Below are 25,119 nucleotides of genomic sequence, written 5' to 3' on the forward strand. Positions count from 1 at the left end.
GGTTAACGGCGCCGGTACGACGAACTCCGAGAGGGACGATGGCGCGGCCACTAGCAACTCGCTTGCTAGCTTAGTAACCCAGTTGCTAGTGTCCCCGCCATGTCGGTCTCCCGGATCCTGCTCGGCCTCCTCGAACCGAGGTCCCAACACGGCTACGTGCTGCGCCGCCGCTACGACGAGTGGTTCGGCAACAGCCGCCCGCTCAAGTCGGCGCAGGTCTACGCCACCCTCGGCCGGCTGGACCGGGACGGGCTGATCGACCTGGCCGGAGTGGCCAGCGGGGTCGGCCCGGACCGCCGGGTCTACGCGATCACCGAGGCGGGCGTCGGCGAACTCGACCGCTGGCTCGACGAGCCGGAGGTGCCCGAGGTGACCGGCAGCCGCCGGGTGCTCTTCGCCAAGGTGCTGATCGCGCTCTCCAGCGGCCGGCCGGCCGAGCCGATGCTCGACCGGCAGCGCCAGGCGCACCTGGCCCGGATGCGCGAGCTGCGCGCCCAGCGGCAGGCCGGCGACCTGCTCACCCAGCTCGACGCCGACTTCGAGATGTACCACCTCGACGCCGACCTCAAGTGGATCGACGGCGCCGTCGCCCGGCTCGCCCGGCTGGCCGCACTGGTGTCCCGCGCCGACGACGCGGAGAAGGAGTCCCGATGACACTCCAGGGCAGCAACCTGGCCCTCCGGTTCGGCCGGACCGTCGCGCTCGACGGCGCCGACGTGACCATCCCACCCGGCGAGATCGTCGCCATCATGGGACCGTCCGGCTCCGGCAAGTCGACCCTGCTGCACGTCCTCGCCGGCATCCTCCGCCCCGAGCACGGCGAGGTACGCCTCGACGCGCAGCGCATCGACAACCTCCCGGACGGCCGGCGCAGCCGACTCCGGCTCCGGTCGTTCGGATTCGTGCTCCAGTTCGGCGACCTGGTGCCGGAACTCTCCCTGCGGGAGAACGTCGAACTGCCGCTGCGACTGCTCGGCACGCCCCGGGCCCAGGCCCGGCGCCGGGGCGCCGAACTGCTCGGCCAACTGGCCGTGGCCGAGCTGGCCGACCGGCGCCCGGGGCAGGTCTCCGGCGGCGAGGCACAGCGCGCCGCCGTCGCCCGGGCACTGGCACACCGGCCCTCGGTGATCTTCGCCGACGAGCCGACCGGGGCGCTGGACAGCGCGGCCGGCGAGGTGGTGCTGGACGCGCTGACCGGGCTGGCCCGCAAGGAGGGCAGCTCGGTGGTGATGGTCACCCACGAGGCCCGGGTGGCGGCGTACGCGGACCGGACCGTCTTCCTGCGCGACGGCCGGGTAGCCGCGTGAGCCGGCCGGACGGCCCGTCGAAGCGGCCGGAAGGGGCGACGGCATGAGGCGGTGGATCTGGCTCGGACTGCGGCTCTCGGTCGGCTCCGGCCGGGGCGGGCTGCTGCGTACCGCGCTGATGTCGTCCGGGGCGGCGCTCGGCGTACTGCTGGTGCTGGCGTCACTGGCCACGGTCTCGGTGGCCGGGGCACAGCACGGGCGGGCCGAGGCGCGCACCCCGGTCCGCGAGGAGAACCCGGCCAGCCCGTCGGCGCTGCGGATCTACGACATCGAGGACGTGGTCGGCGGCCGGGTGCTCCGGCGTACCGCCGTGATCGGTGCCACCGCGACCAGCCCTCGCCCGCCCGGGGTGGCCGCGCTGCCCGCACCCGGGGAGATGGTGGTCTCGCCGGCCCTGCGCGACCTGCTCGCCACCGACGGAAGAGCGGCGGCACGCCTGCCCCAGCGGGTGATCGGCACGGTCGGCCCGGCCGGGCTGCTCGCCCCGGACGAACTGCTGGCCTACGTCGGGGCCGAACCGGTGACCGTGCCGGAGGTGGAGCGGATGCTCGACGAACACTGGCCGGTCACCGGGTTCGGTCACCCGCTGAACTACGCCCTCGGCCAGGGCGCCGGGCCGGACGTCTTCACCCCGGCCCGGATCCTGGCCGGCGCCTTCGGGCTCTTCGTACTGGTCCCGTTCGGCGTCTTCCTGGCCACCTGCGCCCGGCTCTCCGCCTCCACCCGGGACCGGCGGATCGCCGCGCTGCGGCTGCTCGGCGTCTCGGCCCGGCAGGCGACCCTGGTCAACGCGGTGGAGACCGGGGTGGTCACCCTCGGCGGCGCGCTGCTCGGGCTGGCCGCCTTCGCGATTCTCGCCCCGGTCTCGGCGGGCTGGCGGATCGGGCGGCTGCGCTGGTACGCCGCCGACCTCGCCGTACCGGTGCCGGTGGTCGTCGGGATGGTCGCGGTGACCGTGGCGTACGCGGTCGCCGTCGGCGTACTCGCCACCCGGTCCGCCCGGATCGACCCGCTGGCGGTACGCCGGGACGCGCCGCACCGCCGCCCCGGCGTCTGGCGGGTCCTCCCGCTGCTGGCCGGGCTCGCCGGTGCGGTACTGGCCGGCTGGTCCGGCCGGCACGAACCCACCCAGTCCGACGCCCTGCTCTTCGCCGTCTCGATGCTGCTCACCGGCCTTGCCCTGCCGCTCGCCCTACCCACCCTCGGGTACGCCGCCGCCGCGCTGGTCGCCCGGCTGCCGGGTACCCCGGTCTGGCTGGAACTGGCCGCCGCCCGGCTGCGGCACACGCCAGGGGTGGCACCCCGGCTGGTCGCCGCCTTCGCCGTGATGGTCTACGTCGCCGGGATGGGCTCGCTCGGCGTCAGCCTGATCGTCAACGATCGCGGCCTCAGCCCGACCAACGACCCGGCCGGACGCCGGATGTACCAGCTCCTCGGCCCGGGTCCGCTGCCCGCCGCGGAACTGCGGCAGCTCCCCGGCGTGCAGCTCGTCGACCTGGTCGGCGTGCCGGCGACCGTCTCCGGCGAGCCGGACTTCCTGGTCGTCGGCGACTGTGCCGACTTCACCGGCATGTTCGCGCTCGGCGCCGGGGAATCGTGTGTGGACGGCCGGACCTACCGGCTGGTGCACGAGTCCTTCTTCGGCGGGGCACCGCTGCCGCAGCCCGGCGCCGAGGTGGTCGCGCAAGGCGGGACCCGGATACCGGTGCCGGAGCAGATCCTGCACACCCGGATGCGGTTCGACGTCGGTATGGGCGGACCGATGCTGATCACCCGGCAGGCAGCGGTCGCCGCCACGCTGGAGGTACCGCCGTCGTCCTCGGTGCACCTGGTGGCGACCGATCCGGCCGCCGCCGACCGGGCCGCCCAGGTGCTGGCCGCCCGGGTGCCGACCCGCTATCTCGAAGGCGACCTCGGCGCCCGTCGCGGATTCGACGCGGAACTCCTGGTGACGCTGCTGGTCGCCGGGCTGACCCTGAGCTTCGTGCTCGGGATCGGGGCGTTCGCCGCCGCCGCGATCGACCGCACCGTGGAACGGCGCCGCGACAACGCCACGCTGGCCGTGGTCGGCACCAGCCCGCGCACCATCACCGCCGGAGAGGTCGGGTTCGGCACCCTGCCGCTGGTGATCGGGCTCGGCCTGGCCAGCCTGGCCACGATCATCATCGCGACCGTGCTCGCCGGCCTCTTCGACGTCGACCGAGCGCAGGTCTTCGACCGGGTCGCCCCGACGCTCTGGCTGGCCGGCGGGGCGCTGGTGGTCGGGGTGGTGCTGATCGCCGTACCGGCCTGGTTGACCCAGCGGATCACCGCCGAACAGCTCCGCCGACCCTGACCGGGCGAGGTGATCGGCGACAGCCGGTGCCCCCGCCCAGGCGGCCGGCGGCTCGGCTGCCGGCTCGGCTGCCGGCTCGGCCGCCGGCTCGGCCGCCGGCTCGGCCGGCGAGGAGTGCCCCACTCGGAGACTGTCCAGCTGCCCCGCTTGTGCGCCCACCACGGCTGCCGGTCGGCCGCACTCACCTGGACAGCAGAGGCGTAATCGATCGGTCGTAGCGCATCTGGTGTCCAGGTGACCGAGGACGGGCGGCGGCCCGCTTGTGCATCCACCCGGATGCGGGGCGGTGGCTCTCCCGGGGCACTGGCGGACGGCCCGGACTTCAGCCCACGAGTGTCGGAGCAGGGGCCGGGTGGCGACCGGCGGCCGGACCTGGCGATTCCGTCGGGAAACCCCTGGTCACGTACGGTTTCGACGGTCCGGGGAGCGGGCCGGCTGTGGACTGTCCGACAGTCGTCCGGCGTGTCGTCGCGTGTCGGCGTCAGCGGTCGGCCGAACATCTACGCTTTGCTGATGGATCAGGAACACCCGGCCGGACAGGCGCCGGAGTCAGCGTCGGACGGTTCGACGCAACCGCAGGTCAGCGCAGCCGCACCCGAAACACGCCCCGCCGCACCCGAAACACGCCCCGCCGCACCCGAAGCACGCCCCGCCGCGCCCGAGTCACGCCCGGCCGCGTCCGAGTCACAGAGCGTGTTTCCGCCGGGCCTGACCGCCCGGGTCGAGCTGACCGTCACCGACGTCGACACCGCGCAGGCGGTCGGCTCCGGCGACGTGCCGGTGCTGGGTACCCCCAGGGTGCTGGCGCTGGCCGAGGCGGCCACCGTCGCCGCCACGGCGAGCCGGCTACCGACCGGGATGACCACCGTCGGGATGCGGGTCGAACTCGACCACCGGGTGCCGACCCCGGTCGGCCGGACCGCCGTGGCGCAGGCCCGGTTGGCCAAGGTCGACGGGCGCCGGCTGCTCTTCGAGGTGGCTGTCACCGAGGGCGCGACGACGGTGGCCGAGGGCCGGGTCGAACGGGTCCTGGTGGACCGGCACCGCTTCGTCGAGCGGGCGCAGCAGGGCCCGGCATGACCGCCACCGTGGGCCTCGCCTTCACCGAGGTCGCCGACCGGGTGTACGTGCTGCGCCAGCCGCTGCTCGACGTCAACGTGACCCTGGTGGTCGGCGACGGTGGTGCGCTGGTGGTGGACACCCTCTCCACCGCCGGCCAGGCCGCCGAGCTGCTCGCCGCCGTCCGGAGGCTCACCGCCGACCCGCTGGTGGTGGTCAACACGCACCACCACTTCGACCACTGCTTCGGCAACGCGGCACTGGCCGCAGCCGGTCCGGTGCCGATCTACGCCCACGAGGAGACCGCCCGGCTGCTGCGCGAACAGCCCGCGCTGGTGCGCCGGCAGGCGTACGACGAGGTGCTGCCCGCCGATCCCGGGCTCGCCGCCGAACTCGCCCGGACCACGGTGCTCGCCCCCACCCACCCGGTACGCCAGGAGGCCACCATCGACGTCGGCGGCCGGGCGGTGCTGCTGCGGCACCTCGGACGCGGGCACACCGAGGGTGACCTGGTGGTGCAGGTGCCGGACGCCGACGTGCTGGTCGCCGGTGACCTGATCGAGCAGAGCGGCCCGCCGGCCTTCGAGGACGCCTTCCCGCTGGAGTGGGTGGAGACCGTCACCGCGCTGCTGCGCCTGCTCACCCCGGGCAGCGTGGTGGTCCCCGGGCACGGCACGGTGGTCGACACCGAATTCGTCCGGGTCCAGCACGACGACCTGGCCACGATGAGCTGGCTGATCCGCAACGGGGACGCGGACCGGGCTCCCGCCGAGCGGGTCGCCCAGCGCACGCCGTTCGGCCCGGAGGCCGGCCTCGCCGCCGTCCAGCGCGGCTACGCCGAACTGCGCGGCGACGGCTGACCGGCCGGCGTCCGCACGAGTCGGGTCAGTCGGGGAAGCGGCGGGCGACCTGGGCCCGGGTCGGCATCGAGACCGCGCCGCCCGGAGACTCGCAGACCAGTCCGGCGACCCGGAGCGCGTAGCCGACCCGCTCGGACCAGCCGGCCGCGTCGACCGGGAGCCCGTCGGCGAGCAGGTCGGCGATCAGGGCCGCCATCACCGAGTCGCCGGCGCCGGTCGCGTCCACGGCCTCGACCGCCGGCGCCGGCAGGCGTACCCCGGTGGTGCCGGCGGCGGTCGAGACCAGCGCGCCGCGCGGTCCGAGGGTGACCACGACGGTGCCGGCGCCGAGGTCGTGCAGCCGCCCGGCGGCGGCCTCGGGGACGGTGTCGCCGTAGAGCACCTCCGCGTCGGCCAGGCTCAGTTTGACCAGGTCGGCGGAGGCGACGAACTCGGCCACCACGGCCCGGAGCCCGGCCACCGCGGCCTCGTCCGGCAGCAGCCGGGGTCGGACGTTCGGGTCGAAGACCCGCAGGCCGGTGGCGAGCGTCCAGGCCCGCCGGGCGGCGGCCAGCACCGGCGGGCAGAGCAGCACGATCGAGCCGGCGTAGAGCACCGAGGCGCCCTCGACCAGGGGTACGTCGAGATCCTCCGGCCCGAGCAGCCCGTAGGAGAGCGGCTCGCCGTAGAACCGGAAGTCGGGTTCCGCCCCGGCGAAGGTGGCCACCGCCAGCGCGGTCGGTACGGGGCGGACCACCACGCCCCGCCGGCCGACCCCGGCGCCGGCCAGGAAGTCGGCGATCCGCCCGGCGAGTACGTCGTCGCCGAGCGAGCCGGCGAACTCCACCTCGGCACCGAGCCGGGCCGCCCCGACGGCCACGTTCAGCGGCGCCCCGCCGATCGCCTGCCGGTAGACGGGCTGCCCGTCGTACTCGCCGTCGAGCAGGTCGACGAGGGCCTCGCCGAGCACCACCGCGTATCCCATCCGAACCTCCCGACCCGCACCGCCGTCCGTGCCGACCCGGGCCGGCCGGCACCGGCGGGTTCCGGTGTATCCCCCTGACCCTGGCACACCGCCGCTCCCGTCGTACCCGCCGGGCAGACTCCGCCGGCATGACGGAAGCGCACGAGATCGTTCCGGGGTACCGGGCCGTGTGCGGGGCGCGGGCCCGGGAGCAGGTCGGCCGGACGTCCGACCCCGACATCCGTCAATCCGCCTGGAAACTTTTCATCGAGAGATTCCTATTGCCTCGGCGCCGGGTTCCGTGATGCGATTGCCCGTACCGAGCCAGTGCGGGGGCTGACGCGCTGTGCCGGGTGCCGGCAAGGGGCCACGCGAAGGGCACACATCCGTGATCGGACTGTGCGCCGTGTCGCCCGTCTGCCATCCGGCAGATACCAGCCCACCACCTCTGGCGGGGCGGACCGGCGATACCGCAACCAGTGTCGGAAGCGGGCGCCCGCCGTGTCGCGGGTCCCCCGCAGGTCGTCCGCAGCGTCGGTTACCCGCTGCGACACTGCCCCCAGAAGGAGAACTCGGTGAAACGTCTACGCAGGATCGCGGCCCTCGGCGCCGTGGCCGCGCTCACCGCCGGTGTCATCACGGTGGTCAATCCCACTCCGGCCGTCGCGCACGGTGCCGCCATGGCGCCGGGCAGCCGTACCTTCCTCTGCTGGAAGGACGGGCTCAGCCCGCAGGGCGACATCAGGCCCAACAACCCGGCCTGCGCGGCCGCGGTCGCGCAGAGCGGGGCCAACTCGCTCTACAACTGGTTCAGCGTGCTCCGCTCGGACGCGGGCGGCCGGACCACCGGCTTCGTCCCGGACGGGCAGCTCTGCAGCGGCGGCAACAGCAGCTTCAGCGGCTACAACCTGGCCCGCAACGACTGGCCGCTGACCCACCTGACCGCCGGCGGCAACTTCAACTTCAAGTACAGCAACTGGGCCCACCACCCCGGCACGTTCTACTTCTACGTGACCCGGGACGGCTTCAGCCCGACCCGGGCGCTGAACTGGAGTGACCTGGAGGCGACGCCGTTCCTGACGGTGACCAACCCGCCGCAGCAGGGCGCGGTCGGCACCAACGATGGCCACTACTACTTCAGCGGGCGGCTGCCGACCGGCAAGAGCGGCCGGCACATCATCTACTCCCGCTGGGTCCGCTCGGACAGCCAGGAGAACTTCTTCGGCTGCTCCGACGTGGTCTTCGACGGCGGCAACGGCGAGGTCACCGGGGCCGGCCCGGGTGGCAGCAACCCGACCAACCCGCCGACGAACCCGCCGACCAACCCGCCGACCGGCAACCCGACGAACCCGCCGACCAACAACCCGGGCACCGGTGCCTGCACCGCGACGTACCGGTCGACCGGTAGCTGGAGCGGTGGCTTCCAGGCCGAGGTGACGGTCCGGAACAGCGGCACCGCCACGCTGGGCGGCTGGACGGCCGGCTGGATCTGGGCGAACGGCGAGACCATCGGCAGCCTGTGGAACGGTACGCACACCCAGAGCGGCAGTACGGTGACAGTCCGGAACGTCGCCCACAACGGCAGCCTCGCCCCCGGTGCGAGCGCCACCTTCGGTTTCGTCGGCAGCGGCAACACCAGCGGTGCCCCGACGCTGACCTGCACCAGCTCGTAACCACCCCGCGGAACGCGACGGGCCCGGCGTCGGCGGCGCCGGGCCCGTTCGCTGCCCGCTTCGGGAATCGACCGGGTGGTCAGCGCACCATCGAGCCGACCACCGGCTTGGTGAGCAGCGCCGACTGGTTGCGCTGGATGCCCGGGTCCAGGGTGCGGGCCACGAAGATGGCGTGCCAGACACAGAAGATCAGCACGGTCCAGATCTTGCGGGAGTGGTCGGCCTCGCCCCGCTGGTGCTCGTCGAGCAGCCGCATCGCGTACGAGAGGTCGAGCAGCTCACCGGCGCCGGAGATCGAGAAGATGTGCCGGGCCCACTCGTACATCTCGCCGGCCAGCCAGACCCGGGTCGGGGTCGGGAAGCCGAGCTTGCGCCGGTTGACGATGGCCGGCGGCACCACGCCCTGCAACGCCTGCCGCATCGCCCACTTCGTGGCGTCGGAGCGGGGCGGCAGCTTCAGGTCCACCGGGATGCCGGCGGCGACCTCGAAGACCTCTCGGTCGAGGAAGGGCACCCGCACCTCCAGCGAGTGCGCCATCGAGATCCGGTCCGCCTTGACCAGGATGTCGCCGCGCAGCCAGGTGTAGAGGTCGACGTACTGCATCTTGGTCACGTCGTCCAGCTCGGTGCACTCGGCGTAGATCGGCGCCGTGACGTCGGTGTAGCGGACGGCCGGGTCGTAGCGGCGGAGCAGCTTCTGCTTCTCCTCCTCGGTGAACATCCGGGCGTTGCCGTAGTAGCGCTGCTCGATCGGGGTGGTGCCGCGCTCCAGGAAGCTCTTCCCCTTGACCCCCTGCGGGATCGCCTTGGAGACCGCCCGCAGCCCCTTCTGCACCCCGCCGGGCAGGCCGTTGACGGTGCCGAGCGAGAGCGGCTCCCGATAGATCGTGTACCCGCCGAAGAACTCGTCCGCGCCCTCGCCGGAGAGCACCACCGTGACGTGCTCGGCGGCCTTCTTGGCGACGAAGTAGAGCGGCACCAGGGCCGGGTCGGCGACCGGGTCGTCCAGGTGCCAGACGATCTTCGGCAGCGCCTCCATCATGTCCCGGGGGCCGATCTTGGTCGGGATGGTGGTGACCCCGAGGTGCCGGGCCGAGTCCTGGGCCACCTCGATCTCGGAGTAGCCGGGCACGTCGTAGCCGACGGTGAAGGTGAGGATGTTGGGGTTGAACTCCCGGGCCAGCGCCACCACCGCGGTCGAGTCGATGCCGCTGGAGAGGAAGCAGCCCACCGGCACGTCGGCCCGCATGTGCATCCGGACGCTCTCCCGCAGCGTCTCCCGGATCCGGTCGTAGAGCTTCTGCGGCTCCTGGACCGGAGCGGGCCGGAACACCGGCCGGTACCAGCGGCGCACCTCGATCTGCCGGCCCGGGCTCCAGGTGAGGTACTCCCCCGAGCCGATCCGGTTGATCCCCTGGTGCAGGGTGCCGGGCTCGGGGACGTACTGCAAGGTCAGGTAGTGCGACAGGTTGGCGGTGTCCACCCCGGCGTCACCGGCGTGCGCCGAGGGCGCGAACGGCAGCAGCGCCTTCTTCTCCGAGGCGAGGTAGACCCCGTCCCGGGTCTGGAGGTAGTGCAGCGGCTTGATCCCGAAGTAGTCCCGGGCGCCGAAGGCGCGGCGCTGCTGCCGGTCCCAGATCACGAAGGCGAACATCCCGCGCAGCCGGGTGAGCACCTGCTCTCCCCAGTAGTGGAAGCCGGCGACGATCACCTCGCCGTCACCGGCGGTGGCGAACTGGGCGCCGTAGTCCCGGGCCAGCTCCTCGCGCAGCTCGATGTAGTTGTAGATCTCGCCGTTGAAGGTCAGCAGGTAGCGGCCGCCCGCGTACGGCAGCGGCTCGTGGCTGGACGCCACGTCGATGATCGAGAGCCGTTTGTGTGCGAAAACGGCGTCGGTGTACCCGTCCGGGGTGGAAATCACCTCTACGCCGGTCTCGTCCGGTCCCCGGTGGTGCAGGCATTCCAACGCACCGGCCAGGGCGTCTCGGTGTGCGCCGGCGTTGCCGTGCGCGCTGAAGAAGGCCAGGAGTCCGCACATGGCGGTCATCTTTCCACGCGGACCCGTCCGCTGTGCCGGCACCGCCACCGAGACCGACCGCTCCGGGCACGGTACGGTCGGGGCACGCCAGAAGCGCAGATCAGGTCAGCCGGACGAGGGACAGGGTCGCCAGCCGGCGGGAGTCGTCGATCCCCGCCGTACGCCGACCGGACCTCGCGAGGACCGGGCCGGACGAGGGAGGAGCGGCGATGTCAGACGAGCACACCGACATCACGGCGGAGCCGGCAGAGGTGGAGACGGCCCGGACGGAGTCACACGACCCGGACTTCCCGGAGAAGTTCCTCGAGTTCATGTGGCAGGGCTGGCGGGACAGCACCCTGCCGGTCGGCCCCCGGCCCGAGGTGCCCAACCACGCCAAGCGCCGGGCGGCGCTCTCGGCGGCCCTGCCCGGCGAGACCCTGGTGATCCCGACCGGCCCGGAGAAGGTACGCGCCAACGACACCGCCTACCGGTTCCGCCCCGGCAGCGACTTCGTCTACCTCACCGGCGACCACGATCCGGACGGCGTGCTGGTGATGCGCCCGAACGGCTCCGGCCACGACGCGGTGCTCTACATGCGCCCCCGCTCCTCGCGGGAGACCGACGAGTTCTTCCGCAGCCGCAACGGCGAACTCTGGGTCGGCCGCCGGCACACCCTGACCGAGAAGTCGACCGAGCTGGGCATCGAGACCGCGCCCCTGTCCGAGCTGCCGGAGGCGCTGGCCGACTGCGCCCCCGGTCGGACCCGGGTGCTGCGCGGGCTGGACCCGGCGGTGGACGGCGCGGTGCGGCCGTACGAGCCGCCGAAGAGCGGAGCGACCGAGGACTCCGACGCCCGACTCGGCCGGGACCGGGAGCTGGCCGCGCTGCTCTCGGAACAGAAGCTGGTCAAGGACGAGTGGGAGATCGCCCAGCTCCAGGAGGCGATCGACGCCACCGTACGCGGCTTCGAGGACGTCGCCCGGGTGCTGCCGGCCGACCGCCCGGTCAGCGAGCGGCTCCTGGAGGGGGTCTTCGGGCTGCGGGCCCGGCACGACGGCTACGACGTCGGCTACAACTCGATCGTCGGTGCCGGCGAGCACGCCACGATCCTGCACTGGATCCACAACACCGGCATCACCCGGCCGGGCGAGCTGCTGCTGATGGACATGGGCGTGGAGGGGCGGCACCTCTACACCGCCGACGTGACCCGGGTGCTGCCGGTCTCCGGCAGCTTCTCCCCGCTGCAACGCCAGGTCTACGACATCGTGTACGCGGCCCAGCAGGCCGGCATCGACTTCATCCGGCCCGGGGTGACCTTCAAGGACGTGCACCGGACCTGCATGCGGGTGCTCGCCGAGGGGCTCGCCGAGCTGGGTCTGCTGCCGGTCAGCGTGGACGAGGCGATGGACGAGACGTCGATGGTCTACCGCCGGTGGACGCTGCACGGCTTCGGGCACATGCTCGGGCTCGACGTGCACGACTGCGCCAACGCCCGCAAGGAGAGCTACCGGGACGGCACCCTCGGCGAGGGGTACGTGCTGACCGTCGAGCCGGGGCTCTACTTCCAGCCCGAGGACGACCTGGTCCCGGCCGAGCTGCGCGGGATCGGCATCCGGATCGAGGACGACGTACTCGTCACGGCGGACGGCGCGGTCAACCTCTCGGCCGGGCTGCCCCGGCGGGCCGACGAGGTGGAGGCGTGGCTGGCCGCCCAGCGCGACGCCGGGTTCCGGCTGCCCGGCTGAACCGACCGGCTTCCCGTCGCCGGTCGGGACCCGTCCCGGCCGGCGACGGCCTCCCGGTGCAGGGAAAAGTCTCGATCATTTCACGTTCGCTGCGGGCAGACCGCGACGGTACGATAGCGCTGCGTCGTCGCACCGGACAGCAGGAGAGGTGTGGTGCCCGGAAACAACCTCGGCGAGCCGCCCCGCGCACCGACCAAGAGTGTGCTCAGACTGGTGTTCGCGCTCGCCGGAGTGGTCGCCTTCGTCTGTGGCTACCTCGGGCTCTCCCAGCACATCGAACGGACCGGCGGCTACGGCTCCGACCCGTTCGACCTGATCTACTACGACCTACAGCTCTTCGTGCTCGGCGCGCCGCCGCTGGACGACGGCGGGCCGTTTCCGGCGCTGCTGAACTTCGCCCGGTTCGCCGCACCGGCGGTCACCGCGTACGCCCTGGTGGAGGCCTGCCGGCTGCTCTTCGCCACCGAGCTGCGCCGGCTGCGCGACCGCAACGCCCGGGGGCACGTCATCGTCTGCGGCGACGGCCTGGTGGCGGACACCCTGGCCCGCCGGCTCCAGGCCGCCGGCCACCGGGTGGTGGCCGTCCGCTCCGACGTCACGACGCCGTCCGGCTCCGGCCAGGTGGCGCGGGCCGCCCGGGACCCGAGCGTGCTGCGCGGCGCCGGCATCGGCCGGGCCAGGGCCGTCTACGCGTGTACCGACGACAGCGCCACCAACGCCGCGATCGGGCTGGCCGCGGCCCGGCACGGCCGTTCCCCGCTGACCGTGTACGCCCAGGTCGCCGACCCGGAACTCTGCCTCGCGTTGCAGGCCCGGCACCTGGGCCTGGCCCGGCACCCCGGCGCCCGGCTGGACTTCTTCAACATCGACGACCTGGCCGCCCGGAAGCTCTTCGCCGAGGACCCGTTGACCGCCGTGGACGGCCGGCCGCCCCGGGTGGTGGTGCTCGGCGCCACCGCGTTCGGCCGGGCGGTACTGGTCGAGCTGGCCCGGCGCTGGCGGGTACGCGACCCGCACGGCGCCCGGCTGGTACCCCTGGTCCTGGTCGACGAGGCGGCGACCGAGGCGGCGGCCCAGCTCACCCACCGCTATCCGTTCCTGTCCCGGGTCTGCCGGATCATCCCGCTCGACGGCGGCCTCGGCGAGCTGCTCGGCCAGCTTCCCCGGGCCGGCTTCCCGCTCCCGCCGGACCGGGTCTTCATCTGCTACGACGACGAGGAGCGGGCGCTGAAGACGGCGCTCACCGCCGAGCAGCTCTGGCACGGCGGGCCCGGCTCGATGGTGGTCCGGCTGGACCGGCTGGCCAACCTGCGGGAGGCGTTCGGCAGCGGGACCGGCCTCGGCGTCCTCGACGACCTCTCCGGCGCGCTCCGGCTCTACGGCGTGGTGCACGCCGCCTGCGACCCGGCGCTGATCGGGGACGACCTGGTGGAACGGCTGGCCCGGGTGATCCACGAGAGTTACGTGGTGGCCCGGCGCCGGCACGGTGAACGGCCCGGTGGCAACCCCGCGCTGGTGCCCTGGGAGGAGCTGCCGGAGTCGTTGCGCCGGGCCAACCGGGCCCAGGCCAAGGACATCGGCCGCAAGCTGCGGGAGCTCGGCTGCGCCCTGTCGCCCCGGGTCGGGCCGGGCGACGAGCACGCCCTGGAGGAGCCCGAAATCGAGCGGCTGGCCATCCTGGAGCACCAGCGCTGGCTGGCCGAGCAGGTGGCGAGCGGCTGGCGGTACGCGCCACACCGGGACGACGAGCGACGACTCCATCCGGCGTTGAGCCCCTGGGAGGATCTACGGGAAGATCTCCGGGAGCGTAACCACGAGGCGGTCCGGGAACTCCCGGTCATCCTGGCCGACGCGGGCTTCCGGATCGTCCGCGTCGGGCACGCGTAACCACGAACGGACGGTGCTGGATGGCCCGCATCGGTGTCACCGGGCACGTAGTGCTCGCCGACGGCACGGCGGAGCTGGTCTACGCCCGGCTGACCGAGGAGCTGCGCCCGTACGCCGGGCCGGAGCTGCACGGGATCACCTGCCTCGCCGACGGCGCCGACCAGATCTTCGCCCGGGCGGTACTCGACAGCGGCGGGAGCTTCGAGGCGGTGATCCCGGCCCGGGACTACCGGCAGCGGTCGGTACGGGCGCACAACCTGCCCGCCTTCGACGAGCTGCTGCGCCGGGCCACCTCGGTGTCGTACATGCCGTTTCCGCGCTCGGGGCGGGCGGCGTACCTGGCGGCGAGCCTGGAGATGCTGCGCCGGTGCGAGCGGCTCTTCGCGGTCTGGGACGGCAACCCGTCGGCGGACGTCGGGGACACCGCCGACGTGGTCCGGGCGGCGCAGTCCCGGGACCTGCCGGTGACCGTACTCTGGCCGGCCGGCGCCCGCCGGCTGAAACTCTGAGCCGGCCGGCGCCCGCCGCCGCTGAAACCCGGCGCCGGTCAGCGTCGGCTGACGGCGTCGTCGGCGGTGAGCAGGGCGCGGGCCAGCGGGGTGAGCGTGTGGTGGGCCGCCTTGCCGTGCCGGGTGGTCCGCAGCAGTCCGGCGTCGCGGAGCACGCTGGCGTGCTGGGACGCGGACGGGGTGCTGATGCCGGCCCGGCGGGCCAGATCGGTGGTGTTCGCCCCGACCATGGCGGCCCGGAGCACCGCCGCCCGGGAGCGCCCGAGCAGCGCGGTCAGCGGATCCCCGGTGGCCGCGGCGGCGCCCAGCGCGTACGCCGGAACCGGCCGGTGCCCGGGCGCACGACCGCCGGGGGTGCGGGGCCGGCGTACCGGATAGGCCAGCACCACCGAGTCGGGTTGCCCGCCGACCCAGAGCTTCCGGGCGGCGACCGAGGGCACCAGCAGCAGGCCGGCGCCGTTCGGCCGCAGGTCCAGGTCGATGCTGGAGGAGACCGAGAGCACCGGGTTACGCCATGCCGCCCACGGGTCGAACATCGCCAGCAGCGCCTCCACCCCGCCGGTGGCCAGGGCACGGCCGCGCTCGTTGACGTCGAGCCGGACCACCGACTCCCAGGCGGTCAGCTCGGCGCGTACCCGCCGGTCGTAGTAGCCGCGCACCGCCGCCGCCAGGCTGCGGGCCCGGCGCGCCGAGGTGGTGAGCAACCAGGCGAGGGCGCCCTCCAGGGTCCGGTCCTCGGTCAGCGGGGCGAGCAGGTCGGCCGACTCGGGCCGGAGGGCCGGCGTCGACCTCCGCCGGACGCCCCACGCCGCGTCGGTCGCCTCGGTCAGCTCACGCAGCCAGCCGGCGAGTTCCGGCCCGGCCACCGGACCCGCCGCGTCGTCGGCCGGGGACCCGGCGAGGCTGACGAAGACCTCGTACAGCGGGAGGGGCGCGGGTGCGATCCGGGTCCGGGCGATGTCCTCGGGGCCCAACCAGATCCGGATCATCACCACCTCCACGCCTGGAGCCGAGCGGCACCGCACGGCTGATGTCTGATCACGAGACGCGGTCACCCCGCCGCCCAGTTGTCGGCTCTCCGGACGGTTTGGACCCAGTCAAAAGCATTGCCGCGACGGGCTGATCGGCTCGTAACTGGGAGCAGGAGCCGGCCGGTGATGGTCCGGTCCGGCCGGACGACGACCGTCGCGCCCGGCGAGGTCACGCCGCCGGCGGTGCCCGAGGTGCGGCGTCGATGTGAGGGAGTCTTCATGCCGGTGTCCAGACGGATGACCTGGAGCGCGGCGGCGCTGGCCGCCGTACTCGCCGCGACGGGGTGCAGTGGCGGCGGCGAGGACCCGAGCACCTCGGACGCCGACGCGGTGGTGCGGATCGGCATCGCCGAGCCGCAGCACCTGATCCCGTCGAACGCGACCGAGAGCGCCGGGGCGCAGGTGCTGGCCGCCCTCTACACCCCGCTGGTCGACTTCGACGAGAACAAGAAGCCGTTCGAGGTGGCGGCGGAGTCGATCGAGTCGACCGACAACAAACTGTGGACGGTGAAGCTGAAGAGCGGGTACACCTTCCACAACGGAGAGCCGGTCAACGCCGACAGCTACATCAACGCCTGGAACCACGCGGCGTACGGACCGAACGGCCACGGCGGGGCGTACTTCTTCGGCAAGGTCCAGGGGTACGACGACCTCCAGTCGACCGATCCGGACGGCGAGGGTCCGCAGAAGGCTCCGGAGCCGAAGGCGAAGAAGCTGACCGGCCTGCAGAAGGTCGACGACCTCACCTTCACCATCACCCTCTCCGCGTCGTTCGCCGAGTTCGAGTCGGTGCTCGGCTACCACGTCTTCGCGCCGCTGCCGAACGCCGCGTGGGCCTCGGACGGGGTGTTGAAGGAGGGCTTCGAGCAGGCCCCGATCGGCAACGGGCCGTTCAGGATGAAGGGGAGCTGGCAGCACGACAGCCGGATCGAGGTCGAGCGCTACGACGCGTACCCCGGCCCGAAGCCCAAGATCGGCGGCGTGGTCTTCCAGATCTACCAGGAGCTGGCCGCCGACTACGCCGACCTGCTCGCCGGGAACAACGACGTGACCAGGCAGGTGCCGACCGAGGCGCTGGGCACCGCGCCGGGCGACCTGGGCGACCGGTTCAAGAAGAGCCCGCTGTCGTCGTTCCAGTTCCTCGCCTTCCCCACCTTCCAGCCGGAGTTCGCCAGGGCCGAGGTACGCAAGGCGATCTCGATGGCGATCGACCGGGACGAGATAGTGAAGTCCGTCTTCAAGGACTCGCAGACCTCGGCGCGGTCCTTCGTCTCCCCGCTGCTCGCAGGTGCCCGGCCGGACACCTGCGGCGAGGCGTGCCAGTTCGATCCGGCGAGGGCGAAGGCCGACTACCAGGCGGCCGGCGGACCGGCCCGGTTGCAGATCTCCTTCAACGGCGACGGCGGCCACCAGGAGTGGGTGGAGGCCACCTGCAACCAGCTCTCCAACAACCTCGGCGTGAAGTGCAGCAGTACTCCGGAGGCGAGGTTCGCCGACCTGCTCAACAAGGTGGAGGCGAAGACGCCGGTCGGGATGTTCCGGATGGGCTGGTCGATGGACTACCCGTCGATGCAGAACTACCTCGGGCCGATCTACACCACCGACGGGTCGTCGAACTACTACGGCTTCAGCAACGCCGAGTTCGACCGGCTGGTCGCCGAGGGTGAGCGGGCGCCGAACCAGGAGGCGGCGATCAAGAAGTACCAGGAGGCGGAGCAGATCCTGGCCCGGGAGATGCCGGTGATCCCGCTCCGGTTCGGCCAGAACAACTTCGGCCACTCGACCCGGGTCAGCAACGTCGAGATGGACGCGTTCGGCCAGGTCGACCTGCTGAAGATCGAGGCGACCGGCTGACCGGTGCCGACCCGGCCGTCGGGGACGTACCCGACGACGGCCCGTCCCTCCGCCGCTGGTGCCGCCGGCGGCGGAGGGACGGCGCTCGGCCGGCTACCGGGGTCTCATCCGCCGCACTGCCAGGTGTAGTCGCGGCTGACGACCGGGGCGCTCGGCCCGTGGTAGGCGCCGCCGACCACCAGCCCGTTGTCGCTGATGACACTCGCGTCGAGGTGCCTCGGCCAATCCTCCGCGCCCGGCGGCGTCGGCAGCCGGCGGACCGTGCCGTCCGGGGCCACCACCAACTGGCGGTCCTTCGGGGTCGAGACGATCATCCATCCCCCGGCGTTGACGGCCATGCTGAAGACGCCCTCGGTGTCGATGCGGGGATAGACGTCGAGCTTTCCGGTGCGGACGTTCCAGCGCATCAGCGGGGTCGGCGACTGCGCGTCGCCGGGCGCGACGAACCCGGTGACCCAGTCGCCGCTGACGTGCCAGCCGGAGGTCCGGGTGATCCCGGGCGGCAGTTGCAGGTCGGCGGCGCTGCCGTCGGGCCGCCAGATCCGGATCCGGGACATCCCGTGCGCGCCGACCACGGTGCCGTCCCGGGTCACCCCCAGCACCTCGCCGCCGTTTTCCGGGGTGCTCAGCGGCCACGGGCCGCCGGTGCCGTCCGACCGCCAGAGCACGGGTACGGCGACGCTGACCGTCTCACCGATCGGCGGTATCCGGTAGGCGTGCCCGACGATGTCGCCCTGCGGGGTGATCGCCCCGACCCGGGCCGCGTCGTAACCGGAGAGCAGTGGCAGCCGGTGGACCTGGCCGTCCCGGTAGACCCAGCCGAACTCCCGCTCACGCCCCTCGCCCTGGTTGTCGTTCCCGGTGCCGGCCACCACACCGTCGGCGTTCACCACCGGGGATCCGCGACGTGAGCCGTTCGGCACGTGGAAGACTTTCGGCGTGCCCCGATCCCACAGCACCTGCTGTCCTTCGGCGCGCTGCGCTACCCGTCCGGCCGCAATCGCGATCCTGCCGACGATGAACCGTCCGCTCGGGTCGATCCCCTCGACGTGCACCTGACGGGCTTCGGTCGGCAGCACGAGGGGGGCGATGTCGCAGCTCAGCGTCTCGTCGCTGATGGTCACCGGCACGGTCCGCACCTGCGCGGTCACGGTGCCGATCGGGCCGGGCGAGATCGACGGGACGGGGCGGGCCGGCTCCGGCCGGACCTCCCCGCCCCGGCCCAGCACCACCGTGGCCGTCCCGATCACCCCGAGCAGCGCCACCGCCGCCACCGTGGCTGCCGCGCCCCGGCGACGTCGCTCGGCCCGGCGCCCCTGCCGGACGGCCTCGCCGATGTCGGCCCTGCTCGGCGGCACCGCCGCCTCGCGCAGCAGTGTGTGCAGCGCCCGCGCCGTCTCCTGGTCGTCTTCGATAGGCATGATCTCCCCCTCAGCGCTCTGCGGTGCCGGTGCCGGACTGCTGGACGTCGAGGTGGCGCCGGAGTGCCGCCAGCCCCCGTGCGGTGTGGCTCTTGACGTTGCCGGTGGAGGTGTTCAGCACGGCCGCCACCTCCTGCACCGACATGTCGCAGGCGAAGCGCAGCACCAGGACGGCCCGCTGCGCCCCGGTCAGCTCGCCGAGCAGCCGCTGGACGGTGTCCCGGTCCTCGACGCTGGCCGCCGGCGCCGCCGGCCGGTCGGGCGGCTGAAACATCAGCCGTACCCGGGCCCAGGGTCCGCGTACCTCGTCGAGGTGCTTGCGGACCAGGATCCGGTGCACGTACCCGTCGAGGTTGTCGACCGCCCGGGCCCGCCGCCAGTGCCGGTACAGGGCGGTGATGGTGCTCTGCACGATGTCGTCGGCACGGTGCGTGTCACCGGACAGCAGGTACGCGGCCCGGTGCAGCGCGGGCAGCCGTGCGGTGACGTACTCCACGTACTCGGTCTCGCAGTCGGCACGCATGCCGCTCCTCTCTGGATGCTCCGCACCGATGACGGGCGACAGCCGTTCGGGCGTTGCAGTCGGGAGGAGTCGGAGCGAACGGCATGTAACGGGCATCTATCCGCCGGGCCGCCGTCGGTTCTCCAGCGGCGGGGCCACCGTCGGGGTCAGGAGCGGCGGGGCCGCCATTCGCCGTAGTAGGGGCCGCCCCGCTCGACCGGCAGCCGCGCCGCCTCGGCCGCCGCCAGCAACCGCTCGCCGAACGGGTCGGACCGCTGGTGCGGGCGGGCCTCGATGCGCAGCCAGGCACCGTCCCTGGTCCGGACGTGGTAACCGAGGATCCGGCCGCCGAAGAGCTTGCCCTGGGCGGCGATCCAGAGCACGATCCGGTCGATCTCGTGCCAGTAGACCGCCCGGGGCCGGCGCCGGGTGCCGTGCACCAGGCCGTGGCTGAACAGGTCGGTCCGGACCTTCCTGGTCGGCAGGACCAGCAGCGCCACCGGCACGAGTACCACCGTGACCACCACGAGCAGCACCGCGACGAACGCCAGCCGCCGCAGGGCGACGGTGTCGAGCAGCCAGCCGACGCCGAGGGCGATCCCGACCAGGCCGGCAACGCAGACCAGCACCACGCCGAAGGTGCCGGCCGGACTCTCCCCGGTCCGGGAGACCAGGTGTTCGCCGAGCTGGTACCGCCGGGCCAGCTCCGTCACCCGTTCCGGCGGTACGTCCGGCGGCGGCACCCGGCTGGTCCAGTCCCCGCCCCTGGCCTTGATCAGCGCGAAGCTGCCGACCGTGAGGACCAGACCCGCGGCGCCCAGCCCGAGCGCGGCCGGGCCGACCCCGGGGCCGAACCAGGCGGTACCGACCCCGCCGCAGCAGGCCAGCAGGCCGACGCCGAACGCGAGCAGGGTCAGGTAGCCGACCGCCGGCATCGCGGTCGCCGGGGCGTCGCCGGAGCCGCCGGACCCGTCCGGCGGTTCATCGGTCACCTTCTCGGGCATCGCCGGATCCTACGCCGCCGCCCGTTCCATCCACTGTGGGCGGTGCGGCGGCCGGTTCCTGCCAGGCGGCCCGCAGGTCCCGGCGGGTCTCGGTCCACCACTGCCGCAGCTCCGCCCACCACTGGGCGAATCCGGAGCCGATGTCCCGGGCCGCCTGGTGCAGGCCGGGGTCGTCGGCGTGCGCACCGATCCGTTCCGCCAGTACGCAGGCCCAGAGCGGCGGGACGAGGGCGAGGGCGATCAGCGGCAGCGGCCACCAGCCGGTGCCGGCGTACCCGACGAGCAGCCCGAGCAGCGCGGTCGAGACGAGCAGACCGAGACCGAGGGCGGTACGCAGCAGCCGGGGCACCAGTCGCAGGCAGCGCCACGGCGTACGCCCGGCCGGCGCCAGCACCCGGAACTGGACGGCGACGACGGCCACGGCCAGCAGGGCGGCGGCCAGCCGGCCGAGGATGCCGGCCAGGGCGGGCAGCGGCCCGGCCGCGAGCGGCGCGGCGACGGCCAGCAGGACGGCACCGCCGGAGAGCCAGCGACACGGGCCGGTCAGCGCCCGGCGCAGCGGCCAGACCATCGCCACCGGGTCGGGATCGGCGGGGTGTTGGGCGGCGACCGCGCGCAGGATTCGCATCGAGCGGCCGACCCGCCACCGGTCCGCGTCGAGCATCGCGAGCAGCCGCCGGCCGTGGGCGTTGTCGGGCTCGTGCCGCAGGGCCGCCCGGACCGCCTGCTCGGCGGCGCCCCGGTTGCCGGCGTCCCGCTCCAGGGCGGCCAGGGTCAGCAGCGAGTCGACCGACCCCGGGTCGAGCGCGAGCGCCTGCCGGACCGCGTACCGGGCCCGGTCGTACTCCTCGGTGAAGGCGAGCGCCCGGGCGAGGCTCCGGTGCGTCCTCGGCGCCCCGGGGTCGAGCCGGACCGCCTCGGTGGCGGCCCGCACCGCCGCCTCGCCCCGGAAGACCGCGACCAGGGCCTCGGCCCGTTCCACGTACGCCTCGGCGTGTCCCGGCGCGGCGGCCACGGCGGCGTCGCAGGCGGCGAGCGCCTCGACGTACCGCTCCCGGATCCGCAGCAGGTACGCCAGGAAGACGAGCGAGTCCGGGTCGTCGGGCTCGACGGCCAACCCGGAGCGGATCTGGCGCTCGGCGTCGTCGTACCGGCCGGAGTCGGCGAGCAGCCGGGCGCGCTGGTACGCCTGCGCGGCCGACGGCCGGGGAAGCTCGGACATCAGCACATGGTGCCAGCCGGCGGGTGACCGGGGCGAAAACCGGTTGCCGGCGCTGTCCGCCGCGTTCCAGGGTGGACGGGTGCTGACCCCGCCCGACGATCTCCCCGAGGACCTGCTCCGGGCTGCGCTGCTGCGGGACTGGGGGCTACGGGTCGGCTCGCTCGAATACCGCGCGGTGGGGCGGGGCAGTCACCACTGGGAGGTCACCGACGCCGAGGGCGGCCGGCGGTTCGTCTCCGTCGACGAGCTGACCACCAAGCGGCTGACCCTGACCGACCCGCTCGACGCGGCGTACGCCCGGCTGCGGGCCGCGCTCGGCACCGCCCGGCGGCTCCGGGAGCACGGCCGCGGGTTCGTGGTGGCGCCGATCCCGACCTCGGGCGGCGAGCCGCTGGTCCGGGTCGGCGACCGGTTCGCGCTCGCGCTCTACCCGTACGTCGACGGGGAGAGCTTCCGGTGGGGCGCGTTCTCGTCGGCGGCGCACCTGCGGGGCGTACTCGACATGGTGCTGGCGGTGCACGCGGCGCCGGCAGCGGCCCGCGCGCATGCCCCGGTCGACGACTTCGCCATCCCGCACTTCGACGAGCTGGAACTCGGCCTGGCCGGCACCGGTGACGTCCCCGACACCGGCCCGTACGCCGGCCCCGCCGCCCGGCTGCTCGTCACGCACGCGGCACCGGTACGCCGGCTGCTCGCCCGGCACGGCGAACTCGTGCGGGCGGCGCGCGCCCAGCCGGGCCGGATGGTCCTGACCCACGGCGAACCGCATCCCGGCAACACGATGCGGACGGTCGACGGCTGGCGGCTGATCGACTGGGACACCGTGCGGGTCGCGCCGCCCGAACGCGACCTCTGGCTGATGGAACCCGGTGACGGGTCGGTGCTCGACGGCTACGCCGAGGCGACCGGCGCGGCACCGCTGGCGGAGATGCTGGAGCTGTACCGCAGCTGGTGGCACCTTGCCGACGTCGCCGAGGAGACGAGCCGTTTCCGGGCCCCGCACGCCGGCACCGAGGACGACGACGAGTCGTTCACGATCCTCCGCTCGGTGCTGGAGCACATCGGCACGCTCCCGGCCGCCCGGGTCTGAGCCGAGCCGGCAGGGCTGCCGGCTGCCGGTCACACCACCGTGGTGATCGGCGTGGGCCGGCCCGTCCTGGCCGAGGTGAGGCGCCACGCCGCCGAGATCAGCCCGATGTGCGAGAACGCCTGCGGAAAGTTGCCCAGCTGCTCACCGGTCCGTAGGTCGATCTGCTCGGCGAAGAGGCCGAGGTCGTTGGCGCGGGCGACCATCCGGGTGAAGAGTGCGTCGGCCCGGTCCTGTTCGCCGAGGAGCGCGAGACAACCCACCAGCCAGAACGAGCAGATGACGAAGCCGGCGGAGTCACCGGGCCAGCGCCGGACCAGCCCGTCGGTGGTCAACTCCCGTTCGATCCGCTCGATCGTGGCACGCATCCGCGGATCGGCCGCGGAGATGAACCCCACCAGGGGAAGGACCAGAACCGACGCGTCCAGCCGGTCCGACTCGAAGGCGTCGGTGAAGGCACCGAGTTCGGGATTCCAGCCGTACCGCAGGATCGCCTCCCGGATCTCGTCGCGGACGGCCGCCCACCGCGCCACCTCGGCCGGGTCACCCAGCACGGCGTCGAAGCGTACGGCCCGATCCAGTGCGATCCAGCAGCCCAGTTTGGCCGTCAGGTAGTGCCGCTCCTCGCCCCGCAGCTCCCACATGCCCGAATCCGGCAGCCGCCACGTCTCGACCGCACGGTCGGTCAGGGACCGCAGCATTCGGCGTACCGGCTTGGGCATCGGGTCGAGCCGCCTGCGCAGCAACCACGCGGCGTCGAGCACCTGACCGAGTACGTCCTGCTGGCGCTGGTGCCAGGCGTCGTTGCCGAGCAGCACCGGATCGTTCTCCCCCGGCTCGCCCAGCGTGCCGAGTTCCCGTTCGGCGAGGTCACGCTCGCCCTCCACGCCGAACATGATCGGTACGGGCGCCAGGTGGGCGTCGCCGATCGACTCGGCCAACCAGCAGAAGAGCCGGTCCGCCTCCTTCGGGCAGGCCGCGATGGAGAGCATCCGCAGGGTGAGGCTGAAGTCGCGCAGCCACACGTAGCGGTAGTCGTAGTTGTCGTGCCCCTCCGGCCGCACCGGCACAGAGGTGGTGGCCGCCGCGACGACACCGCCGCTGGGCTGGTAGGTCAACCCCACCAGCAGCAACGTACTGCGCCGTACCAGATCGGAATGCTCTCCCGTGTAGTCGTGCTCCGCCATCCAGGAGTGCCAGCCCTCGACCGTTTCGGCGAGCGACGCCGGGACGTCGGGAGCGACCGGTGGATCTTCTCGGTAGCTCGACCAGTAGGCCAGCGAGAAGCTCTCCCGCTGGCCCGCCCCGATGGTGAACGACGACGAGGCGGTCGTCTCATGGCAGTCCACCGGAACGCTCGCGGTCATCCCCAGGGTGGCGCCGGTGGCGGTCCCGATCACGGTCTGACCGCGCCGTTCGAGGTAGGCCCGCACGCGGCCGTACTCGAAGTGCGGTGCGTAGGACATCACCATCGGCACTTGCCCGGTGAGCCCTTCCACCAGCCGGAGGAGCAGGCCGGGCGAGTTGCGGCCGATCTCGTGCCCCCGGCCGTGGCCCAGGGCCAGGGCATCGGTGACCGCCACCGACCCCTCCTCGGTGGTGAAGACCGTACGCAGCACCAGCGTGTCGTCCAGGTAGCTCCGCTCGACCCGGAACTCGCCCGCCGGGCGAATCCACCAGTGCCCACCGGCGTCGTCGAGCAGGCGGGCGAAGACCGAGGGCGCGTCGAACCGGGGCGGGCACCACCAGTCCACGGACCCGTCCCGGCCGACCAGTGCCCCGGACCGGCCGTCGGCGAGGTAGCCGTAGTCGTCGATCCGACGGGCGCACACCGCAGGCCACCCCCTGGCTGGTCGATGTCCGGGCGACCCGATCGCCTCCGCTCAGCGCTTCGTCCGGATCACGGCTGTTTCTCCCTACTACATCCGGGCAGCCGCTTACCCGGCTCCGGCCGGCTTAACCGGGCGACCTCCGTCCCAGGCGTCAACCGTCAGCCGGCCCGCCCGCACGTCGAGGACCCGGCGCCGGCACGCCGAGCCCGGATGGAGATCACCTCGGGACGGTCGGCCGGAGCCGGTCGGCGTCTCGGAATGGTGCGGGGCCATCGACGCCCCGTAGGGTCGGCCGGTGAATCCCAACGAGATGGTCGGGGCGGCCCTGGAGGTCGCCGAGGCGGGCCTGGCGGCCGGGGAACAGCCGATCGGCGCCGTGGTGATGCTGGGCGACGAGATCGTCGGGCGGGGCTTCACCCGGGAACGCAGCCTCCGGCGCCGGCTGGTGCACGCCGACCTGCTGGCCATGATCGAGGCCGACGAGCGGCTGGGCTGGCGGGAACGCCCGGCTCCGCTGCGGCTCGCGGTGAACCTGGAACCGTGCATGATGTGCCTGGGTACGGCGATGGCACTCGGCGTGGACGAGGTCTACTTCGGACTGGAGTCGCCGAGCGACGGCGGCGCCTCGGTCGCGGCGGCTTGGCGACCCGAGCCGGCCGTACCGTGGTTCGCGGCTCCCTCGGTGATCGTCGGCGGGATCCGCCGGGAGGAGAGCCGGGAACTGTTCCGCCGCTGGTGCGCGACCGCGCCCGACTCCCCCGCCCGACGCTGGGCGCAGACCCTGGTCGACCCGCCGCACTGAGGCCGACCGCCGCACCCGGTTCGGAC

At 73.3% G+C, this 25,119-nt stretch carries 20 protein-coding genes; 12 read left to right on the plus strand and 8 right to left on the minus strand.

All coding sequences use genetic code 11. The annotated features are described in order from the left end of the window. The first annotated feature begins 99 nt into the window (after positions 1 to 99). The 5 genes from C6W10_RS33290 (at position 100) to C6W10_RS33315 (ending at position 5,561) form a co-directional block, all read left to right on the plus strand. Positions 100 to 654 (plus strand): PadR family transcriptional regulator, encoded by a 555-nt coding sequence (locus C6W10_RS33290; protein WP_107263009.1) that lies wholly within the window; start codon positions 100 to 102, stop codon positions 652 to 654. After that, on the plus strand, positions 651 to 1,307 hold the full coding sequence (locus C6W10_RS33295) for an ABC transporter ATP-binding protein (RefSeq protein WP_107263010.1): 657 nt from the start codon (positions 651 to 653) through the stop codon (positions 1,305 to 1,307). The genes C6W10_RS33290 and C6W10_RS33295 overlap by 4 nt, the downstream gene beginning before the upstream one ends. Positions 1,308 to 1,350: 43 nt before the next feature. Continuing rightward, the gene (locus tag C6W10_RS33300; protein WP_107263011.1) at positions 1,351 to 3,642 is read left to right on the plus strand and encodes an FtsX-like permease family protein; all 2,292 of its coding nucleotides are present in this window, start codon (positions 1,351 to 1,353) and stop codon (positions 3,640 to 3,642) included. Between the two features lie 693 nt (positions 3,643 to 4,335). After that, on the plus strand, positions 4,336 to 4,722 hold the full coding sequence (locus tag C6W10_RS33310) for a thioesterase family protein (RefSeq protein ID WP_107263013.1): 387 nt from the start codon (positions 4,336 to 4,338) through the stop codon (positions 4,720 to 4,722). Next, positions 4,719 to 5,561 carry an MBL fold metallo-hydrolase gene (locus tag C6W10_RS33315; RefSeq protein WP_369930449.1) on the plus strand — a complete coding sequence of 281 codons (843 nt, stop codon included), beginning with the start codon at positions 4,719 to 4,721 and terminating at the stop codon, positions 5,559 to 5,561. Before C6W10_RS33310 ends, C6W10_RS33315 begins: the two co-directional genes overlap by 4 nt. Before the next feature lie 25 nt (positions 5,562 to 5,586). On the opposite strand, the gene C6W10_RS33320 is transcribed toward C6W10_RS33315, so the two are convergent. Further along, positions 5,587 to 6,525 (minus strand): PfkB family carbohydrate kinase, encoded by a 939-nt coding sequence (locus C6W10_RS33320; RefSeq protein WP_107263014.1) that lies wholly within the window; start codon positions 6,523 to 6,525, stop codon positions 5,587 to 5,589. A gap of 554 nt (positions 6,526 to 7,079) precedes the next feature. Here C6W10_RS33320 and C6W10_RS33325 point away from each other — a divergent pair. Next, positions 7,080 to 8,177, plus strand: a complete 1,098-nt coding sequence (locus tag C6W10_RS33325; protein WP_369937392.1) for a lytic polysaccharide monooxygenase — start codon at positions 7,080 to 7,082, stop codon at positions 8,175 to 8,177. 79 nt (positions 8,178 to 8,256) lie between these two features. Here the strand turns inward: C6W10_RS33325 and asnB are convergent, their stop codons facing one another. Further along, positions 8,257 to 10,215, minus strand: a complete 1,959-nt coding sequence (asnB, locus tag C6W10_RS33330) for an asparagine synthase (glutamine-hydrolyzing) (RefSeq protein WP_107264486.1) — start codon at positions 10,213 to 10,215, stop codon at positions 8,257 to 8,259. A 209-nt stretch (positions 10,216 to 10,424) separates the two neighbouring features. Between asnB and C6W10_RS33335 the strand changes: the two genes are divergently transcribed. From C6W10_RS33335 to C6W10_RS33345, 3 genes are all read left to right on the plus strand, one after another. Beyond that, positions 10,425 to 11,942: an aminopeptidase P family protein gene (locus C6W10_RS33335; protein WP_107263015.1), complete on the plus strand. Its 1,518-nt coding sequence runs from the start codon at positions 10,425 to 10,427 to the stop codon at positions 11,940 to 11,942. 153 nt (positions 11,943 to 12,095) lie between these two features. Beyond that, complete coding sequence (locus C6W10_RS33340; protein WP_159079465.1) at positions 12,096 to 13,829, plus strand: RyR domain-containing protein; 1,734 nt, start codon at positions 12,096 to 12,098, stop codon at positions 13,827 to 13,829. 20 nt (positions 13,830 to 13,849) lie between these two features. Continuing rightward, positions 13,850 to 14,338 carry a hypothetical protein gene (locus tag C6W10_RS33345; RefSeq protein WP_107263017.1) on the plus strand — a complete coding sequence of 163 codons (489 nt, stop codon included), beginning with the start codon at positions 13,850 to 13,852 and terminating at the stop codon, positions 14,336 to 14,338. A gap of 38 nt (positions 14,339 to 14,376) precedes the next feature. On the opposite strand, the gene C6W10_RS33350 is transcribed toward C6W10_RS33345, so the two are convergent. Continuing rightward, a complete protein-coding gene (locus C6W10_RS33350; RefSeq protein ID WP_107263018.1) occupies positions 14,377 to 15,339 on the minus strand; it encodes a helix-turn-helix transcriptional regulator in 963 nt (320 codons plus the stop codon). Between the two features lie 249 nt (positions 15,340 to 15,588). Here C6W10_RS33350 and C6W10_RS33355 point away from each other — a divergent pair, with 249 nt between their 5' ends. Further along, positions 15,589 to 17,223, plus strand: a complete 1,635-nt coding sequence (locus C6W10_RS33355) for an ABC transporter substrate-binding protein (protein WP_107264487.1) — start codon at positions 15,589 to 15,591, stop codon at positions 17,221 to 17,223. Positions 17,224 to 17,327: 104 nt separating this feature from the next. Here the strand turns inward: C6W10_RS33355 and C6W10_RS33360 are convergent, their stop codons facing one another. The 4 genes from C6W10_RS33360 to C6W10_RS33375 all read right to left on the minus strand — a co-directional run bounded on the left by C6W10_RS33360 (position 17,328) and on the right by C6W10_RS33375 (position 21,372). Beyond that, the gene (locus C6W10_RS33360; RefSeq protein WP_107263019.1) at positions 17,328 to 18,644 is read right to left on the minus strand and encodes a hypothetical protein; all 1,317 of its coding nucleotides are present in this window, start codon (positions 18,642 to 18,644) and stop codon (positions 17,328 to 17,330) included. Between the two features lie 10 nt (positions 18,645 to 18,654). Continuing rightward, positions 18,655 to 19,167 (minus strand): SigE family RNA polymerase sigma factor, encoded by a 513-nt coding sequence (locus C6W10_RS33365; RefSeq protein WP_107263020.1) that lies wholly within the window; start codon positions 19,165 to 19,167, stop codon positions 18,655 to 18,657. Between the two features lie 146 nt (positions 19,168 to 19,313). Next, a complete protein-coding gene (locus C6W10_RS33370) occupies positions 19,314 to 20,150 on the minus strand; it encodes a hypothetical protein (RefSeq protein WP_107263021.1) in 837 nt (278 codons plus the stop codon). After that, positions 20,128 to 21,372 carry a lipopolysaccharide assembly protein LapB gene (locus tag C6W10_RS33375; RefSeq protein ID WP_107263022.1) on the minus strand — a complete coding sequence of 415 codons (1,245 nt, stop codon included), beginning with the start codon at positions 21,370 to 21,372 and terminating at the stop codon, positions 20,128 to 20,130. Before C6W10_RS33375 ends, C6W10_RS33370 begins: the two co-directional genes overlap by 23 nt. Positions 21,373 to 21,451: 79 nt before the next feature. Between C6W10_RS33375 and C6W10_RS33380 the strand changes: the two genes are divergently transcribed. Further along, positions 21,452 to 22,462, plus strand: a complete 1,011-nt coding sequence (locus C6W10_RS33380; protein WP_159104856.1) for a phosphotransferase — start codon at positions 21,452 to 21,454, stop codon at positions 22,460 to 22,462. 29 nt (positions 22,463 to 22,491) lie between these two features. On the opposite strand, the gene C6W10_RS33385 is transcribed toward C6W10_RS33380, so the two are convergent. Next, positions 22,492 to 24,291, minus strand: coding sequence for a glycoside hydrolase family 15 protein (locus C6W10_RS33385; RefSeq protein WP_107263024.1), 1,800 nt, complete (start codon positions 24,289 to 24,291; stop codon positions 22,492 to 22,494). A gap of 295 nt (positions 24,292 to 24,586) precedes the next feature. Between C6W10_RS33385 and C6W10_RS33390 the strand changes: the two genes are divergently transcribed. Continuing rightward, positions 24,587 to 25,093, plus strand: a complete 507-nt coding sequence (locus C6W10_RS33390) for a nucleoside deaminase (protein ID WP_199853786.1) — start codon at positions 24,587 to 24,589, stop codon at positions 25,091 to 25,093. Positions 25,094 to 25,119: the final 26 nt, after the last annotated feature.

The organism is Plantactinospora sp. BB1 (assembly GCF_003030385.1).
Lineage (GTDB): Bacteria > Actinomycetota > Actinomycetes > Mycobacteriales > Micromonosporaceae > Plantactinospora.